Annotated in this window: 11 protein-coding genes; 8 read left to right on the forward strand and 3 right to left on the reverse strand. The window is 53.5% G+C overall.

The features are described from left to right. The coding region (gene glgB / locus H8Q75_RS01675) for a 1,4-alpha-glucan branching enzyme (protein ID WP_297039928.1) at window positions 1-1,269 on the forward strand (1,269 nt) is incomplete at its 5' end. Here glgB and H8Q75_RS01680 read toward each other — a convergent pair. The 3 genes from H8Q75_RS01680 to H8Q75_RS01690 all read right to left on the reverse strand — a co-directional run bounded on the left by H8Q75_RS01680 (window position 1,266) and on the right by H8Q75_RS01690 (window position 5,642). Continuing rightward, the gene (locus H8Q75_RS01680) at window positions 1,266-3,074 is read right to left on the reverse strand and encodes an ABC transporter ATP-binding protein (RefSeq protein WP_051372908.1); all 1,809 of its coding nucleotides are present in this window, start codon (window positions 3,072-3,074) and stop codon (window positions 1,266-1,268) included. The two genes, glgB and H8Q75_RS01680, sit on opposite strands and share 4 nt — an antisense overlap. A gap of 77 nt (window positions 3,075-3,151) precedes the next feature. Beyond that, window positions 3,152-4,594 (reverse strand): NADP-dependent phosphogluconate dehydrogenase, encoded by a 1,443-nt coding sequence (gene gndA, locus H8Q75_RS01685; RefSeq protein WP_297039931.1) that lies wholly within the window; start codon window positions 4,592-4,594, stop codon window positions 3,152-3,154. A gap of 79 nt (window positions 4,595-4,673) precedes the next feature. After that, complete coding sequence (locus tag H8Q75_RS01690; RefSeq protein WP_297039935.1) at window positions 4,674-5,642, reverse strand: protochlorophyllide reductase; 969 nt, start codon at window positions 5,640-5,642, stop codon at window positions 4,674-4,676. A 172-nt stretch (window positions 5,643-5,814) separates the two neighbouring features. On the opposite strand from H8Q75_RS01690, the gene lipA reads away from it, so the two are divergent. The 7 genes from lipA to H8Q75_RS01725 all read left to right on the forward strand — a co-directional run. Next, a complete protein-coding gene (lipA, locus tag H8Q75_RS01695) occupies window positions 5,815-6,702 on the forward strand; it encodes a lipoyl synthase (protein WP_297039937.1) in 888 nt (295 codons plus the stop codon). A gap of 186 nt (window positions 6,703-6,888) precedes the next feature. Then, a complete protein-coding gene (locus H8Q75_RS01700; protein ID WP_297039940.1) occupies window positions 6,889-8,646 on the forward strand; it encodes an iron uptake porin in 1,758 nt (585 codons plus the stop codon). Window positions 8,647-8,872: 226 nt separating this feature from the next. Next, window positions 8,873-10,105, forward strand: a complete 1,233-nt coding sequence (locus H8Q75_RS01705) for a response regulator (RefSeq protein ID WP_297039942.1) — start codon at window positions 8,873-8,875, stop codon at window positions 10,103-10,105. Window positions 10,106-10,190: 85 nt separating this feature from the next. After that, on the forward strand, window positions 10,191-10,553 hold the full coding sequence (locus tag H8Q75_RS01710; protein WP_041429325.1) for a response regulator: 363 nt from the start codon (window positions 10,191-10,193) through the stop codon (window positions 10,551-10,553). Further along, a complete protein-coding gene (locus H8Q75_RS01715) occupies window positions 10,550-11,098 on the forward strand; it encodes a chemotaxis protein CheW (protein ID WP_051372864.1) in 549 nt (182 codons plus the stop codon). The genes H8Q75_RS01710 and H8Q75_RS01715 overlap by 4 nt, the downstream gene beginning before the upstream one ends. Before the next feature lie 33 nt (window positions 11,099-11,131). Then, window positions 11,132-13,942, forward strand: a complete 2,811-nt coding sequence (locus H8Q75_RS01720) for a methyl-accepting chemotaxis protein (RefSeq protein ID WP_297039949.1) — start codon at window positions 11,132-11,134, stop codon at window positions 13,940-13,942. Window positions 13,943-13,944: 2 nt separating this feature from the next. Beyond that, window positions 13,945-14,837 (forward strand): Hpt domain-containing protein (locus tag H8Q75_RS01725; RefSeq protein WP_297039951.1); only part of this gene is annotated, 893 nt, incomplete at its 3' end.

The following is a 14,837-nucleotide window of genomic DNA, read 5'->3' on the forward strand; positions in this document are numbered from 1 at the left end:
ATGTATTTCGTGGATCAGTGCCACCAAAACGGCATTGGCGTCATTGTCGATTGGGTACCGGGGCACTTTCCCAAGGACGGCCATGGGCTGGCGTTCTTTGATGGCACCCATCTGTACGAACACGCGGATCCCCGCAAGGGCGAACACAAGGAATGGGGCACCCTAGTCTTTAACTATGGTCGCCACGAAGTGCGCAATTTTCTGGTGGCCAATGCCCTCTTTTGGTTTGACAAGTACCACATTGACGGTATTCGCGTGGATGCCGTGGCCTCGATGCTCTATCTCGACTATGGCCGCAAGGAGGGAGAGTGGGTACCCAATGAATACGGTGGACGGGAGAATTTAGAAGCGGCCAACTTCCTGCGCCAAGTCAACCACGTGATCTTTAGCTACTTTCCGGGGATTCTGTCGATTGCTGAGGAGTCAACAGCCTGGCCGATGGTCTCCTGGCCGACCTACATGGGGGGATTGGGCTTTAACCTGAAGTGGAACATGGGTTGGATGCACGATATGCTTGACTACTTCAGCATGGATCCGTGGTTCCGCCAGTTCCATCACAACAATGTCACCTTCAGTATGTGGTACCACCACAGCGAGAACTTCATGCTGGCCCTTTCCCACGATGAGGTGGTCCACGGCAAGAGTCACATTATTGGCAAAATGCCGGGCGATCGCTGGCAGAAATTTGCGAACCTGCGCTGTTTGTTTGCCTATATGTTCACCCACCCCGGCAAGAAAACCATGTTTATGGGGATGGAGTTTGCCCAATGGAGCGAGTGGAATGTCTGGAGCGATCTGGAGTGGCACCTGCTACAATACGAGCCCCATCAGCAAACCAAACGCTTCTTTCAAGATCTGAATCACCTCTACCGTTCCCAACCGGCCCTCTATACCCAAGATTTCAAACAGGAGGGCTTTGAGTGGATTGACTGTAGTGACAACCGCCATAGCGTTGTGTCCTTCATCCGCTGGGACAAGGACTACCAAGATTTTGTCGTTGTCGTCTGTAACTTTACACCACAGCCCCATAGCCACTATCGTATCGGGGTGCCGGAGCATGGTTTCTATAGGGAATTGTTTAACAGTGATGCCCGCGAGTATGGCGGCAGCAATATGGGTAACTTAGGCGGCAAGTGGGCGGATGAGTGGCCCTACCACAACCGCCGCTATTCCCTTGATCTGTGTTTGCCCCCCTTGGCGGTGCTGATTTTGAAACTGGATCGTGAGAAGACGGCGGCGGAGCGGGCCCGCTATAACCTTAAGTCCTAAGTTTCCAGAATTCCTGCTTGGACTTGCCAAAGGCTGTAATAAACCCCCTGCTGAGCCAGGAGGGCTTCGTGGGTCCCCTGCTCCACAATTTCACCTCCCTCAAGGACATAGATGCAGTTGGCGTGGCGAATGGTGGAGAGGCGGTGGGCAATGGCAATGGTGGTGCGATGGGCAGTAATCTGGGCTAGCGATCGCTGGATGGCAGCTTCGGTTTCGTTATCCACGGCAGATGTGGCTTCATCGAGCACCAGAATCGGCGGATCTTTGAGAAGGGCACGGGCGATCGCCAGCCGTTGCCGCTGACCACCGGAGAGTTTTTGGCCCCGCTCCCCCACCACCGTGTCATAGCCCTGGGGCAGTTGCTCAATGAAGTCATGGGCTTCAGCCAGTTTTGCTGCCCGGATCACCTCAGAACGGGTTGCCTCCGGACTGCCATAGGCAATGTTTTCAAACACGGTGCCGTGGAAGAGAAAGACATCTTGGCTCACCCAGCCAATGGCTCTGCGCAAATCCCGCAGGCGATACTCGCGAATATCCACGCCATCAAGGAGAATGCACCCCTCTTGGACTTCATAGAATCGCAGTAACAATTTCACAAGGGTACTTTTGCCGGATCCCGTGGAGCCGACAATGGCGATCGTTTGACCTGCAGGGACGTGTAAGCTCACATTTTTCAGCACGGAGGCACGGCCAGCATAGGCAAAGCCGACCGCTTCAAAACGTACCTCCCCTTTGACATGGTGCGGATCAAGGGGGCGATCGCCCGGACAAATCGCGATCGGCGTTTCCAGTAAATTCAGCACCCGCTGCGTTGAGGCCATGGCTCGTTGATACTGATCCAGTGTTTCCCCCAAACGGGTCAGCGGCCAGAGCAAGCGTTGAATCAGATAGACCATCGTGCTATAGGCCCCCACATCCAAGCGTCCCTGAAAAGCAGCAAAGCCCCCCAGTACCAAGGTTCCCGTAAAACCAAATAGAATCACAAAGCGGATCAATGGAATGTAGGCAGCACTGAGGCGAATGGCGCGGCGATTACTCTGTTGGTAGGCTTCACTGTCCCAGCGCAGGCGCTCCAGTTCGTAGAGCTCAGCCGTAAAGCTCTTGATCGTTTGAATGCCCGTAATATTGTTGGCCAAGCGTTCATTGAGGAGTCCCGCCTTTTCCCGCACCTCTGCATAGCGAGGTGCCAGTCGCCGCTGAAAGATCACCGACCCCCAGAGAATCAGGGGCATCGGCAGCATTCCCCAGATTGCGACATTGGGTGCCAAATAAAAGAAAATGCCACCAATAACAAAGACGGTGGTTGTTACCTGCAACACCTCATTGGCACCGCCATCCAAAAATCGCTCCAGTTGGTTAATGTCATCATTGAGAATCGAGAGCAATACCCCACTGCTGCGCTCCTCAAAAAAGGCCAAATCCATTTCTTGGACATGGGCATAGGTCTCAAGGCGCAGGTCGTGTTGGATCTGCTGGGCTAAATTGCGCCAACTGCGGGCATAGGCATACTCAAAGAGCGACTCCAAGCTCCAAATCACAAACGATAGACCCGCTAAGGTCAAGAGTTGCTGCTCAAAGCTTGCTAGCCCCCAGCGAGCAAAGAGGGAATCCTGCCGCTTCACCACTAAATCCACAGCAATCCCAATCAGAACGGGGGGAGCCAGATCAAAAATTTTATTCAGGATAGAGGAGAGGGAGGCAAACCCCACTTGGCGTTGGTAGCGCTGGCTGTGGTGTAGGAGTCGTAGAAACGGATGCAAGGCTTCTTGGTCTCCCCAAAGTGCAGGACAATCGGCAGCAAGCAGATAGCTCGCCTCATTCTTAAGATAGGCTAAAGAACTGTCCACTTGGGGGACTACGTCTGCAATCTACTGCCTGCCTCTCAAACAGAAGCTTTGCCCGCCTCCCGAATCGGTACCCACTCCGTATGGAAGGTTCCCGGTTTATCGATTCGCTCGTAGGTATGGGCACCAAAGAAGTCCCGCTGCGCTTGGGTGAGATTTTGGGGCAGGCGATCGCGCCGATAGCTATCGAAGTATTCTAGGGAGGCACCAAAGGCGGGTACAGCAATCCCCGCACGGGTCGCTTCCACCAAAACCTCCCGCCACGCCGCCTGCTTATCCAAGATGGTCTGGCGAAACTCCGGCGCCAGCAGCAAATTGGCCAATTGAGGATTTTCGCCGTAGGCCTGCTTAATCTTATTCAGGAAGCCAGCCCGAATAATGCAGCCCCCTTTCCAAATGCGGGCAATCTCACTCAGGTTCAGTTGGTTATCAAAGAGTTCCTGGGAGCCTTTGGCAATCAGGGCCATGCCTTGGGCATAGGAGCAGATCTTCGAGCAGTAGAGGGCATCGCGAATTTTGGCAATGAATTCTTCGGTATTGCCGCTAAAGTGAGCCGCAGGACCAGGGAGCACTTGGGCAGCCGCCATCCGTTCGGCCTTGATAGAGGACATGATGCGAGCATTCACGGCAGCGGCAATGGTTGGAATCGCCACCCCCATCTCAAGAGCACTTTCCACCGTCCAGCGACCAGTTCCCTTTTGACCTGCCGCATCCACAATCACATCCACAAGGGGCAAATGGGTTTCTGGGTCAATATAGGTGAAAATCTGGCTGGTAATTTCAATCAAAAATGAGTTAAGTTCAGGGGTTTCATTCCAGCTTTTGAAGACCTCATGGAGTTGCTGGTGATTAAGGCCAAGAAGGTTTTTTAGTAGGTCATAGGCCTCGGCAATGAGCTGCATATCGCCATACTCAATACCGTTGTGCACCATCTTGACAAAGTGACCCGACCCCCCTGGTCCAATGTAAGTGACACAGGGGCCATCATCCACTTGCGCTGCAATTTTGGTGAGAATGGGTTCGAGGGCTTGGTAGGCTTCACGACTGCCGCCAGGCATGAGACTTGGGCCATTGAGGGCACCCTCTTCACCACCGCTGACCCCCATACCAAAAAAGCAAAGTCCCGCCGCCTCCATTTCGGCAACGCGGCGTTCGGTATCGGTATAGAGGGAGTTGCCACCATCAATGAGGATATCGCCGGGTTCAAGGAGGGGCTTGAGCTGCTGGATCAGATCATCCACAGGTTGCCCTGCTTTGACCATTGCCAAAATGCGGCGCGGCCGCGACAGGGAGGCAACCAATTCCTCAAGACTATAGGTAGCCTTGAAGCGACGGCCTGCGGCTCGTTCGGCCATGAAAGCTTCGGTGCGGGCGGGTGTGCGATTATAAACCGCCACGGAAAATCCATTGCGCTCCACATTGAGGGCAAGGTTTTCCCCCATGACGGCGAGGCCAATAACGCCGAAATCTTGCTGTGACATACATCCGTCCTGCAATGGCAAGGATCACTTCCACCATAGCGGCAAGCTCAGCCAGTGGAATGGAAGAAGGTATTAACTTTTAGGCCAATCCCACCAGTTTTTCGCTCAACTCCCAAAGACGGCGGGCTTTTTGCTCATCGCTGCCCTCTGCCGAGAGTTCTTGGACAAAGGCTTTGCGGCCTTCTTTTTGGCGATTCCCCCAGCTCCAGTGCACCCCCGACTGACGAAAGTCAGGGTCTGCCACGACCATTGCTACCCGCTCCCCCGCTGTTTCTTGGCTAACATAACCACCCGTAATGTACTTTTGAAAGAGGGGGAAGAGCTTCTGAAAGAGGGGGAAGTGGTGGCGAAACAGAGGCGTGTCGGCCACACAACCCGGGTAAAGGGAACTAAAAACAATTCCGGTGCTCTCGTGGAAGCGACGATGCAGTTCCCGTGCCGTTAGCATATTGCAGAGCTTACTGTCTTTGTAGGCCTTGCCCGATTTGAAGGGCTTACCGTTAATCATGGCAATGGGTTTCTTAAAGCCCTTTTTAAAGCCTTCGAGTTTCCCAAAATCAGGGTGGGCCTGAATTGGAATTTTCCCGCCGAATTCTTTGCGGTTGGCCGTCACCGTACCGAGAATCACCAAGCGCTTATCGCTTTCGGGAGAATTTTTCAAGTCTTCTAGCAGGAGATTGATCAAAAGAAAATGCCCCAAGTGATTGGTGGCTACCGTCATTTCATAGCCATCCACACTGTAGATGGGTTCCTTAAGCAGCGGATAATAGACGGCAGCATTGCAGACAAGAGCCCGCAGGGGGCGATTCAATGCCCGAAATGACTCAACGAAGCCGCGCACGCTAGCTAAGGAAGACAAGTCCAAATGCAAAATGCTGTAGGCCTCCGGTGGAATCTGCATGTCCTTGGCCATTTTCTCAGCTTTTTCAAGATTGCGGCAGGCCATAACAACGTGCCAGCCCCGATTGGCTAAGGCTTTGGTAGCATACAATCCCACTCCAGAGGATGCACCCGTAATTATGACCGTTGGGCGTGGCTGATCACTCATAGGTTCTGTGGCATACCTGCGGTAACGTCGCTATTGATCCTGCCATAGAAGCGATCGCCCCCTAGGAGCACCCCCAGTGATCATTTACAGTTACTTAATAAATGGACTCGATAGTTAATCAAGTTTTGTATCTAGCTTGCCTTTTGCCTATTTTTAGGATTAACCCAACTCTATGACGCTCTGCCAACCCCTGCCGCCGTGGCTGCGCAAGCCCCTGGGCAAAGCCAGCGAGATCTCCACTGTTCAGCGCCTAGTGCGTCAGTACGGAATTCACACGATTTGTGAAGAGGGGCGCTGTCCCAATCGCGGTGAGTGCTACAGCCAAAAAACTGCCACTTTTTTACTTTTGGGTGCCACTTGTACCCGCGCCTGTGCTTTCTGTCAGGTGCAAAAGGGGCAGGCTCCCGCTGCCGTAGATCCGGAGGAGCCGGCCAAAATTGCCGCCGCCGTTGCCACCTTGGGATTGCACTACGTTGTGTTGACCTCCGTGGCTCGCGATGACTTAGCTGACCAGGGGGCAGGTCAGTTTGTGGCGACGATGCACGCCATCCGCCAGCGCTGCCCCCAGGCAGAAATCGAGGTACTCACCCCCGACTTTCGCCTGGACCGGGGCCGGGTGTCCCAACGGGACTGTATTGCCCAAATTGTGGCGGCTCGGCCCGCCTGCTACAACCACAACCTAGAGACCGTCCGCCGTTTACAGGGTCCTGTGCGGCGCGGCGCCACCTATGAGAGCTCACTGCGGGTCTTGGCCATCGTCAAGGAACTGAATCCTCAGATTCCCACCAAGTCCGGCTTGATGCTCGGCTTGGGAGAAAGCGAAACAGAAGTTATTCAAACCCTCAAGGATCTGCGGGCGGTGGGCTGCGATCGCCTGACTTTGGGGCAATATCTACCTCCTTCGTTGCACCATTTACCCGTAGTGAAGTATTGGACACCCCAAGAATTTGAGAATTTGGCTAACATTGCCCGTGAACTGGGCTTTTCCCACGTGGCAGCGGGACCTTTGGTGCGTAGCTCCTACCATGCCGCCCAAGCAGGCCAACTATACGCCAACTAGTAGAATGTCAAAAAAATCACAACACCCTATTTGACAAATGACCTCGGCAGCAACTATAATGCACCAAACGTTGCATAACTAGCCTGCAACACATTCAGGCTGCATTGTGTAAGCTAGTACTAAGGAGTAGCAGAATTCATGAAGGATTCTGCTGAGCCTAATCCGTTGTGAGTGAGGAGTAGTCTCGTGAAAAAGACCTACTTGTTAGCAGGTAGCTTAAGTCTATTAGGGGTGGTTGCCGGGGCCGGCATTGCCACTGCCAATCAACCCGCTCCCCTTGAAAACCCGATTCCTGCTGAACCCCAAAATCTTCAAGCTGCTGAAGCCCCACCTACCCCCAGCACCGTCGCCGATGCCTCCAGCACCATTAGCACGGTGAATGAATTGCTGGCCAATCAAGACACCATGGGGCAGGTGACCTCGGTGTCCCAACTTTCGGATGTGCGCCCCACCGACTGGGCCTACCAAGCACTGGCCTCCCTTGTGGAAAAGTATGGTTGTATTGCCGGTTATCCCGATGGCACCTTCCGGGGCAACCGCGCCGCCACGCGCTATGAAATGGCAGCGGCCTTGAATGCTTGCCTTGACGTGATTAGCGACCGCTTTGCCACCAAGGAGGACTTGGCCACTCTGCAAAAATTGATGGACGAGTTCAAAGCAGAATTGGCGACCCTGCGAGGCCGTGTGGATAAGCTGGAGGCCCGCACTGCCCAACTGGAGGCCCAGCAATTTTCGACAACCACAAAACTCACAGGAACGGCAGTGATGTCCGTTCAGTATGGTGGCCGCCCCTCTAGCCCGTTTCCATCTGTGGCTGGTAATTTGGCGCCTGCTCCCGGCCGAACAAACCCCACGGTCATTGCGGGGGTTTTGCTGAACCTAAATACCAGCTTCACAGGTACCGACCTACTACAAACCACTCTCTCTACAGGGAATGCTGGCCGTGATGCCATTAGTACCTATGGTTTGGGTTTGCAAACAGTCACAACACTGGGTGCCCCACTCGATCCTTTCACAGTACCACTGCCCTACTTTAGCCCCAGTCAGTATTACTGGTCGGGTTTTGGTCCAGGCGTCAACCTATTCCGCCTTGCCTATAGCTTTAAGCCCACCAAGGACATCACAATTACAGCCGGCCCTCAATTTTATCCCAGTGATATTATCGACACCAACAGCTGGGCCAACTCTCCCGCCAGTGACTTTGGTACCTACTTTTTCCTGAATAATCCCTTCATTGTGCCCTATGCCATGAACTTCCTAGGAGGCGCCGGTGCCGCCATCCAATGGAATCCCAAGGAAGGTCCCTTCACGGTGCGGGCATTGTATGTTGCGGCCGAAGCGGGACGGGCTGCAGCTGGGATTGCTCCTCCAAGTCCAGGGGGTGGCTTTGGCGGCGATCCCTTCCAAGCGTCGTTGGAGCTCGAGTATGCCAATAAGTTTGGTGGTGGTAAAAACAGCTATGTCGTCAAGCTGCAGGGTACCTACTCCAAGACCTACGGCATTGAGGCCCAAGCGGGAGGCATTAACTTTGAGCTGAACCTTGGTCGTTTGGGCATCTTTGGTCGTGCCGGTGTCGCGGGGATTCCCAGTACTTACTTTCCACAGGTTTCGCCCCTACCTTTCTCTATTTTGGGCGCACCAGCAGCAGGTATGATGGCCTACAACTTTATGGCCGGCATTGGCTACAAAGACTTGCTGGTACCGGGCTCGGTCTTAGCTGCCGCTGCGGGGGCACCGTTTATTAACAGTGCTCCTGTGGGTGGTCTCATCAACAATGCCGATCAAGTGAATGTGGAGGCCTTCTACAAATTCCCGATCAGCGACAACATTAGCATCACGCCCATCTTCACGGCCATTATTAACCCCAACAATACTAACGGTGGCGGCGTCGTTTCCGGCCAGCCAATTCTTCAAGGGGTGATTCGTACCACCTTTACGTTCTAGGGCCGCGGAGTTTATCTTCAGCTCTTTCCCCTCTCCCCTGCGGAGGGGGATTTTTTATGGGTTTTATTTTTTCCAGGGCCGTTTACTTGCCGTTGTCAAAGTTATTAACTTTTCTGAAGTCTTCTTTCATCTTTTTGCCAGCAGCGGTTAAATATAATTTAACTATCCGGTAATCGTTGGCTGTTGCCGAAGCTCAGCAGGACTTGGGCTGATGGAGACCGATCTAATGGCATCAGATTCTGGTTTGAGTGGCGGGGGAACATTGGAATCTACAGAAACACTTCAGCCTGAGGAATTGCTGCAGCAGCTGAGCACCTCAGGGGGTACCGGTTGCTTTAAGGTCGGCGTTGGGGACCAGAAATGGTTTCTTTACTTTGATCGCGGGGAGATTATCTATGGAACCCACACAATTGAGCCGGGCGATCGCTTTGAACGACATTTGCGGCAACTGAGCCACAGTGTCCCCGCCTTGGATCGTGAATTGCGGGCCCAAGTACGCCAGCAATGGGAACAGGCCAACACCCCCACCCCTATTTATGAATATGAGAGTTTGCGCTGGTTGCTTACCCAGAAGATCATTACCCCAGCGCAGTTTTCTCAGTTGGTGGAGGGGCTCATTCTTGAAGTCCTGGAGTCCTTTCTCTATCTCAAGAGGGGTCACCACGAATTGGTGCCCTACATTGATGTTCCAATTGTGAGTCGCTTTGACGCCAATCGCCTCATTGAGTCCTGTAAGGGGCGAATTCAGCAGTGGTTAAACCTTGGCCACAAGATTGTCTCGCCCTTTCAGCGTCCCTACTTTTTTAGTAGTGCCCACGTGAATTTAGCGCCTGAGCAGCAGCAACGTTTGGGCTCTCTGTTGCGGGGCTTTAGTTTTCGCCACTTGGCGGTGCTGCTCAATCAAAATGAAATTACTTTGGTGCGCAGCCTCTTGCCCTTAATTGATAAGGGGGCTGTGGTGGTTCGGGAACCCCAACATCCCTTTGACTTACTGCCCAACTTTGATCTCAGTTTGTGGCAGGAAACAACACCCACAGTGGTAGAGGAAAGTGGCGACTCAGGAAGTGGTTTTTTTACCTCCCAGGTCGCGAACCGCACCTATCGGATTATCTGCATTGATGATAGTCCAACAATCCTCAATGAAATGAAGCGGTTTTTAGCCGATGATGCCTTTGAGGTAATTGCCCTCAATGACTCCGTAAAAGCCCTGATGGAGGTGATGCGCCTTAATCCCGATCTCATTCTTTTGGATGTGGGAATGCCCAATATTGACGGTTATAAGTTTTGTAAAGTCATCCGCAACCATGAACGCCTTAAATCAGTACCGGTAATTATGGTTACAGGTAACACAGGACTCATTGACCGCGCAAAAGCCCGTCTTGTGGGGGCAACGGATTACATGACTAAGCCCTTTACCCAGGCAGAACTCTTGAAAATGGTGTTTCAATACTTGACCTAGGGGCAGGCAACGGGTGGCGGATGGCAGTATATTGACAATGATTGATTCTTTGATTGATTCTTTGCATTGAGATTGGGGAAGGGAAATGACGACGGTCTTGGTAGTAGAAGATGTTTCTTCGGAAATGGCACTGATTACCTCGTTTCTTCAGGAATCTGGCTATAGGGTGATTGCGGCCAGCGATGCCAAGGAGGCACTGGAGAAAATAGCTCAATATAAGCCCGATGTGGTAGTTACGGATGTGGTGATGCCAGGGATGAGCGGGTTTGAACTCTGTCGCAGTCTCAAGAAAAACCCTGAAACGGAAAAGCTTCCCATTGTTGTCTGTACGTCCAAAAACCAGGAGCTAGACCGTCTTTGGGCAATGAAGCAGGGGGCTGATGCCTATGTGACAAAGCCCTTTAGTCGTGAGGATCTGGTGCGGGCGCTGAAGTCGGTGATGGTATGACGATGCTAGGGAGAGGGCCTTGGTTCAACAGTGGTGAGGGGCAGGGCGATCGCCCCCAAGGAGCGCCCTACCTGCGTTTGGTGGTACAGGCGCAATTGAGCGCACTGCTGGCGATGGCTGAAATTCAGCAGGTGTTGGTGCTCCCACCGCAGCAACTCACGGCAATTCCCAATATGCCGGCCCTGGTAATGGGATTACTCAACTTTCGTAACCGCATTGTGTGGGTGCTGGATTTGGCCCACTTGCTCAACCTAGAGCCCCTAGAGGCAGATACATCTCTGGTGACGATTGCGCTGCTGCAAACTCCTAAGGGATACCTGGGCTTGGCGCTACAGGAAGTACGGGGAATCGTCCGACTTCCCCAGGAAGCGATTCAGTCTCCTGTGGGTACGGTGAGTGCGGCGCTGGTTCCTTACCTCAAAGGCTGCTGTCATCTAGCGGGAGAGGTAGTGTTTATCCTCGATGGGGCGGCAATTGCCGAGGGTACACTGAAGGCGATCGCGGAAAGGTCCTGCTCAAGTGTTCTTGCTGTTGATGTTGGATAGAGGTGCTATCGATACTTTTAGGATGTGCCAACCATGACAACCGCCAAACCCCCTATTGACATTCCCCCTTTACCACCCTCAGTTTTGAACTACCAACTGCCTCCCCTAGAGGAGCAGAAAGCAGCCACTAACGGTAAATCCCTTGGGAACCCCCTGCCGCCGACACCGCCACGTCGCAAATTTTGGGGGCTACGTCCAAAACTGATTACCAGTGCCGTTGCCCTAGCAACGGTGCCCATGATTGGGGTGGGTTTAGCCGCAAATGAGGTGGCCCGTCAACAGTTAATGCGTCAGGTGTTGGGGGTCCAGCAACAGGAAAGTATGGCTTCATCCCTCTCTTTTGATCAATATCTTCGCGAGCGACAGGGGGACGCAAGCACCTTGGCCTTTCTTTTGACTAGTCGCTACGGCAGTGAAATTCGGCGCCGCGATCGCCCCCCACTGCAAGCCATCCTAGATCAACTGATCAAGGCCTACCCAGACTACGACAGTGCAGCAATCATTGCCAACGACGGTCAAGGAACTGTGATTGCCCAATCCACTGCTGGTAACCGTCTGGCTAACAATGTTCTCCAAAATCAGGAGTACTTTAAGCTCGCCATCCAAACGCGCAAAGCGGTTCTAACGGTTGAGCCAACGCTATCACTGCCGGAGCGCCCCTTAGGGATGTTTGCCGCAGCGCCGCTGATCAATCCGCAAAATCAGCAAATAATGGCCGTGGTGCGATTGCGAGTCCCCCGAAGCGGTGTTCACAGGGTGCTCAATATCTATGAGCAGAAAAACCAGGACTTTTATCTTGTAGAGCCGCGGGGAACAATCTTTGCTTCCTCCATCTTAGGGGTGCAAGGCAAACCCTTGGCCGCCGTCTTTCCCAAACTGGCGCAGGCGCGGAACAATAGCCCAGCCGGTAGTCTAACAGAACAACGCCGCCCCGATGGGAAAGCTCAACTTCTTGCCTACACTAGTGTTACGCAACCGTTTGCCTCCCTTATCCTGGGTCGGAACCAAGAGCAGGCCCTCAGGCCCCTGCAAAACTTGAGCTGGACACTGTTGTCTGGGGTGGTGGTCACAACAATTTTAACGGCAGCGATCGCGATTTATCTGAGCAATCGGGGAGTGCAGCCGCTGCTGCGAGCTACCAAGGCGGTGACAAAAATTGGCGAAGGGGATCTCCAAACCCGCCTACCAGTGGAGGGGGAAGATGAATTGGCCAACCTCAGCTCCACAATTAACCAAATGGCAGAACAATTAGAAAAGTTCCTCCGCGAGTCTCAACTCGCTACTCAGCGTGCTGAGCAATTGCGCGATAGTGTATTGCGTTTAACCCAACACAGCGATCGCCAGGAGATTCTCAATTGCCTCGTCAATGATGGTCGCCACCTGTTGGCGTGCGATCGCGTGATCTTCTATGAATTTGATGAGAACTATGTGGGCAAAGTTGTTGCTGAATCAGTGGGCGCAGGCTGGCCCCAAGCCCTCGAACAGGTCATTGATGATCCCTGTTTCCGGCAAAATTGGGTAGAAGCTTACACCAAGGGGCGGATACAAGCCACAACCGACATTCTCAATGCCGGTTTAACAGAGTGTCATCTCAAACAACTTGCTCCCCTCAAGGTGCGAGCCAACCTAGTGATTCCCTTAGTCGTCAGCCAAAAACTGGTGGGACTATTAATTGCCCACCAGTGCAGCGGGCCACGCCAATGGCAAGAGTCTGAAATTGATGCCGTCGTCCAGTTAACCAACCAAGCAGGATTGGTACTGGAGCGCAGCCGCTTCCTTGAGGAGATCACCGCTGCCCAAAAAGAAGCACAGCGCCTTGCTCAGGAGCAACAGCAGCGCACTGAGCGCATCCAAAGGCAGTTGATTAACCTACTCACCGAAGTGGAGGCTGCTTCCCAGGGAGATTTAACGGTACGGGCAGACATCACTGCTGATGAAATTGGGACCGTTGCCGATATTTTCAACTCCCTCATTGAAAGTCTGCGGGATGTGGTCATGGAAGTGAAAGCCACCACAGAGAAAGTGAACACAGCCCTTTTGGCCGATGAGGCGGCCATGACAGGATTGGCCGAAGAATCACTGCGCCAAGCCAAGAAGGTGAAGCGGATGCTAGAAGCGGTGGAGGCAATGTCGATCTCCATTGAATCTGTGGCCAACAGCGCCAACGAGGCGGCAGCAGTGGCGCGCAAAGCCTCAGAGCGAGCAGTCACCAGTGGTGAAACGATGGATGCCACCGTTGACAGTATCCTTCACCTGCGGGAAACCGTTGCAGAAACTGCCAAAAAGGTGAAGCGGTTGGGGGAAGCTTCGCAGCAGATTTCTAAAGTGATCTCCCTCATTAACCAGATTGCCCTGCAAACTAACCTCTTGGCCATTAATGCCAGCATTGAAGCCGCCCGCGCGGGGGAAGAGGGCCGTGGCTTTGCTGTGGTGGCAGAAGAAGTGGGGGAATTGGCGGCGCGATCGGCGGCAGCGACTCGCGAAATTGAGCAAATCGTAGAGAGCATTCAGCAGGAAACCCAGGAAGTGGTCAGTGCGATGGAAACAGGGACAGCCGAGGTGGTCGAAGGCACCCGCCTCGTGGAAGCTGCCAAGAAAAACCTCAACGAAATTGTCCAGGTATCGCAGCACATTGACGAGCTGGTGCAGTCCATTTCCCAAGCCACCGTCTCCCAAGCCCGCACAGCCAATACAGTCAATACCCTGATGCGCGATTTTGCCAAGGTCTCGGAGGAGATCTCCGCCACCTCCAAACAGATTTCTGAGTCTCTCCAAAGTACTGTGGATCGGGCTCAGGAGCTACAAAATTCTGTCAACATCTTTAAGGTGACTGCTCAGGGATAACCATGCCCGAATCTGGCGTCGAGGAAACCATCCGCCTCCAGTTTTTAGAAGAGGCCCAGGATTACCTGCAAACGATTGAGGCAGGGGTACTATGCCTCTCTCAACAGCCGGGACGGGTAGATGAGGTGCTGCGGGCAGCGCACTCCATTAAAGGCGGCGCGGCCATGATGGGCTTTACGTCCCTGAGTGAACTGGCCCATCGCCTTGAGGATTTCTTCAAGATTTTGAAATCCCGTCCCTGCGACGATATCGAGGTACAGCACCTGCTGCTCAAGACGGTAGATCAACTGCAAGCAGTTATGATCCTCTACCGTCAAGGCGTTCAACCCAATGAGGGCTGGTGGCGCACTCAGGTAGAGCCGCTTTTGAATGAGTTGCAGGGACGGTTGGGGGATCCGACGGCGGAGGATGATCTGACACTCCTCAGTGGTGAGGATGGCCAGCAGATGCGGGTGGTTCTTTTTGAAACCGAGGTAGAGGCCTGTCTGCAACGCTTGGAGACCGTGCTGCAAACCCCTGGGCAACCCTGCCTCAGGGAGGAGCTGACGATCGCCGCCCAAGAACTGGAAGCCCTCGGGCAAATGCTCGAACTCTCTCAATTTGCTGAGTTTTGTGCCTCCGTCGGTGCCTATCTGGAGCAACCCAACTGTGATGTCAGCCAGGTTGGTGCCAGCATTATTCAGCAATGGCGGCGCTGCCAAGCCCTTGTGATCACTGGGCAACTGGCGGCTTTGCCCACCCGCTTGGAAACCCCTGAAACCGAGGACGAGGATCAAACCATTATTGATTTACCGCTGGCAAACCTAAATCAGGAATTAGGGGTTGAGGACTTTGCCAGTGCCGAAGTGGAGGCTTTCTCCTTGGGGGATTTATTGTCCCCCCCACCCACCCCCAC

This window comes from Thermosynechococcus sp. OHK43, from assembly GCF_014466085.1.
Lineage (GTDB): Bacteria > Cyanobacteriota > Cyanobacteriia > Thermosynechococcales > Thermosynechococcaceae > Thermosynechococcus.

Bases quoted from the DNA above. Each gene is read 5' to 3' on its own strand.
- gndA (WP_297039931.1), bottom strand. From the start codon at position 4,594: ATGTCACAGCAAGATTTCGGCGTTATTGGCCTCGCCGTCATGGGGGAA.
- H8Q75_RS01690 (WP_297039935.1), bottom strand. From the start codon at position 5,642: ATGAGTGATCAGCCACGCCCAACGGTCATAATTACGGGTGCATCCTCT.
- lipA (WP_297039937.1), top strand. From the start codon at position 5,815: ATGACGCTCTGCCAACCCCTGCCGCCGTGGCTGCGCAAGCCCCTGGGC.
- H8Q75_RS01705 (WP_297039942.1), top strand. From the start codon at position 8,873: ATGGCATCAGATTCTGGTTTGAGTGGCGGGGGAACATTGGAATCTACA.
- H8Q75_RS01710 (WP_041429325.1), top strand. From the start codon at position 10,191: ATGACGACGGTCTTGGTAGTAGAAGATGTTTCTTCGGAAATGGCACTG.
- H8Q75_RS01715 (WP_051372864.1), top strand. From the start codon at position 10,550: ATGACGATGCTAGGGAGAGGGCCTTGGTTCAACAGTGGTGAGGGGCAG.
- H8Q75_RS01720 (WP_297039949.1), top strand. From the start codon at position 11,132: ATGACAACCGCCAAACCCCCTATTGACATTCCCCCTTTACCACCCTCA.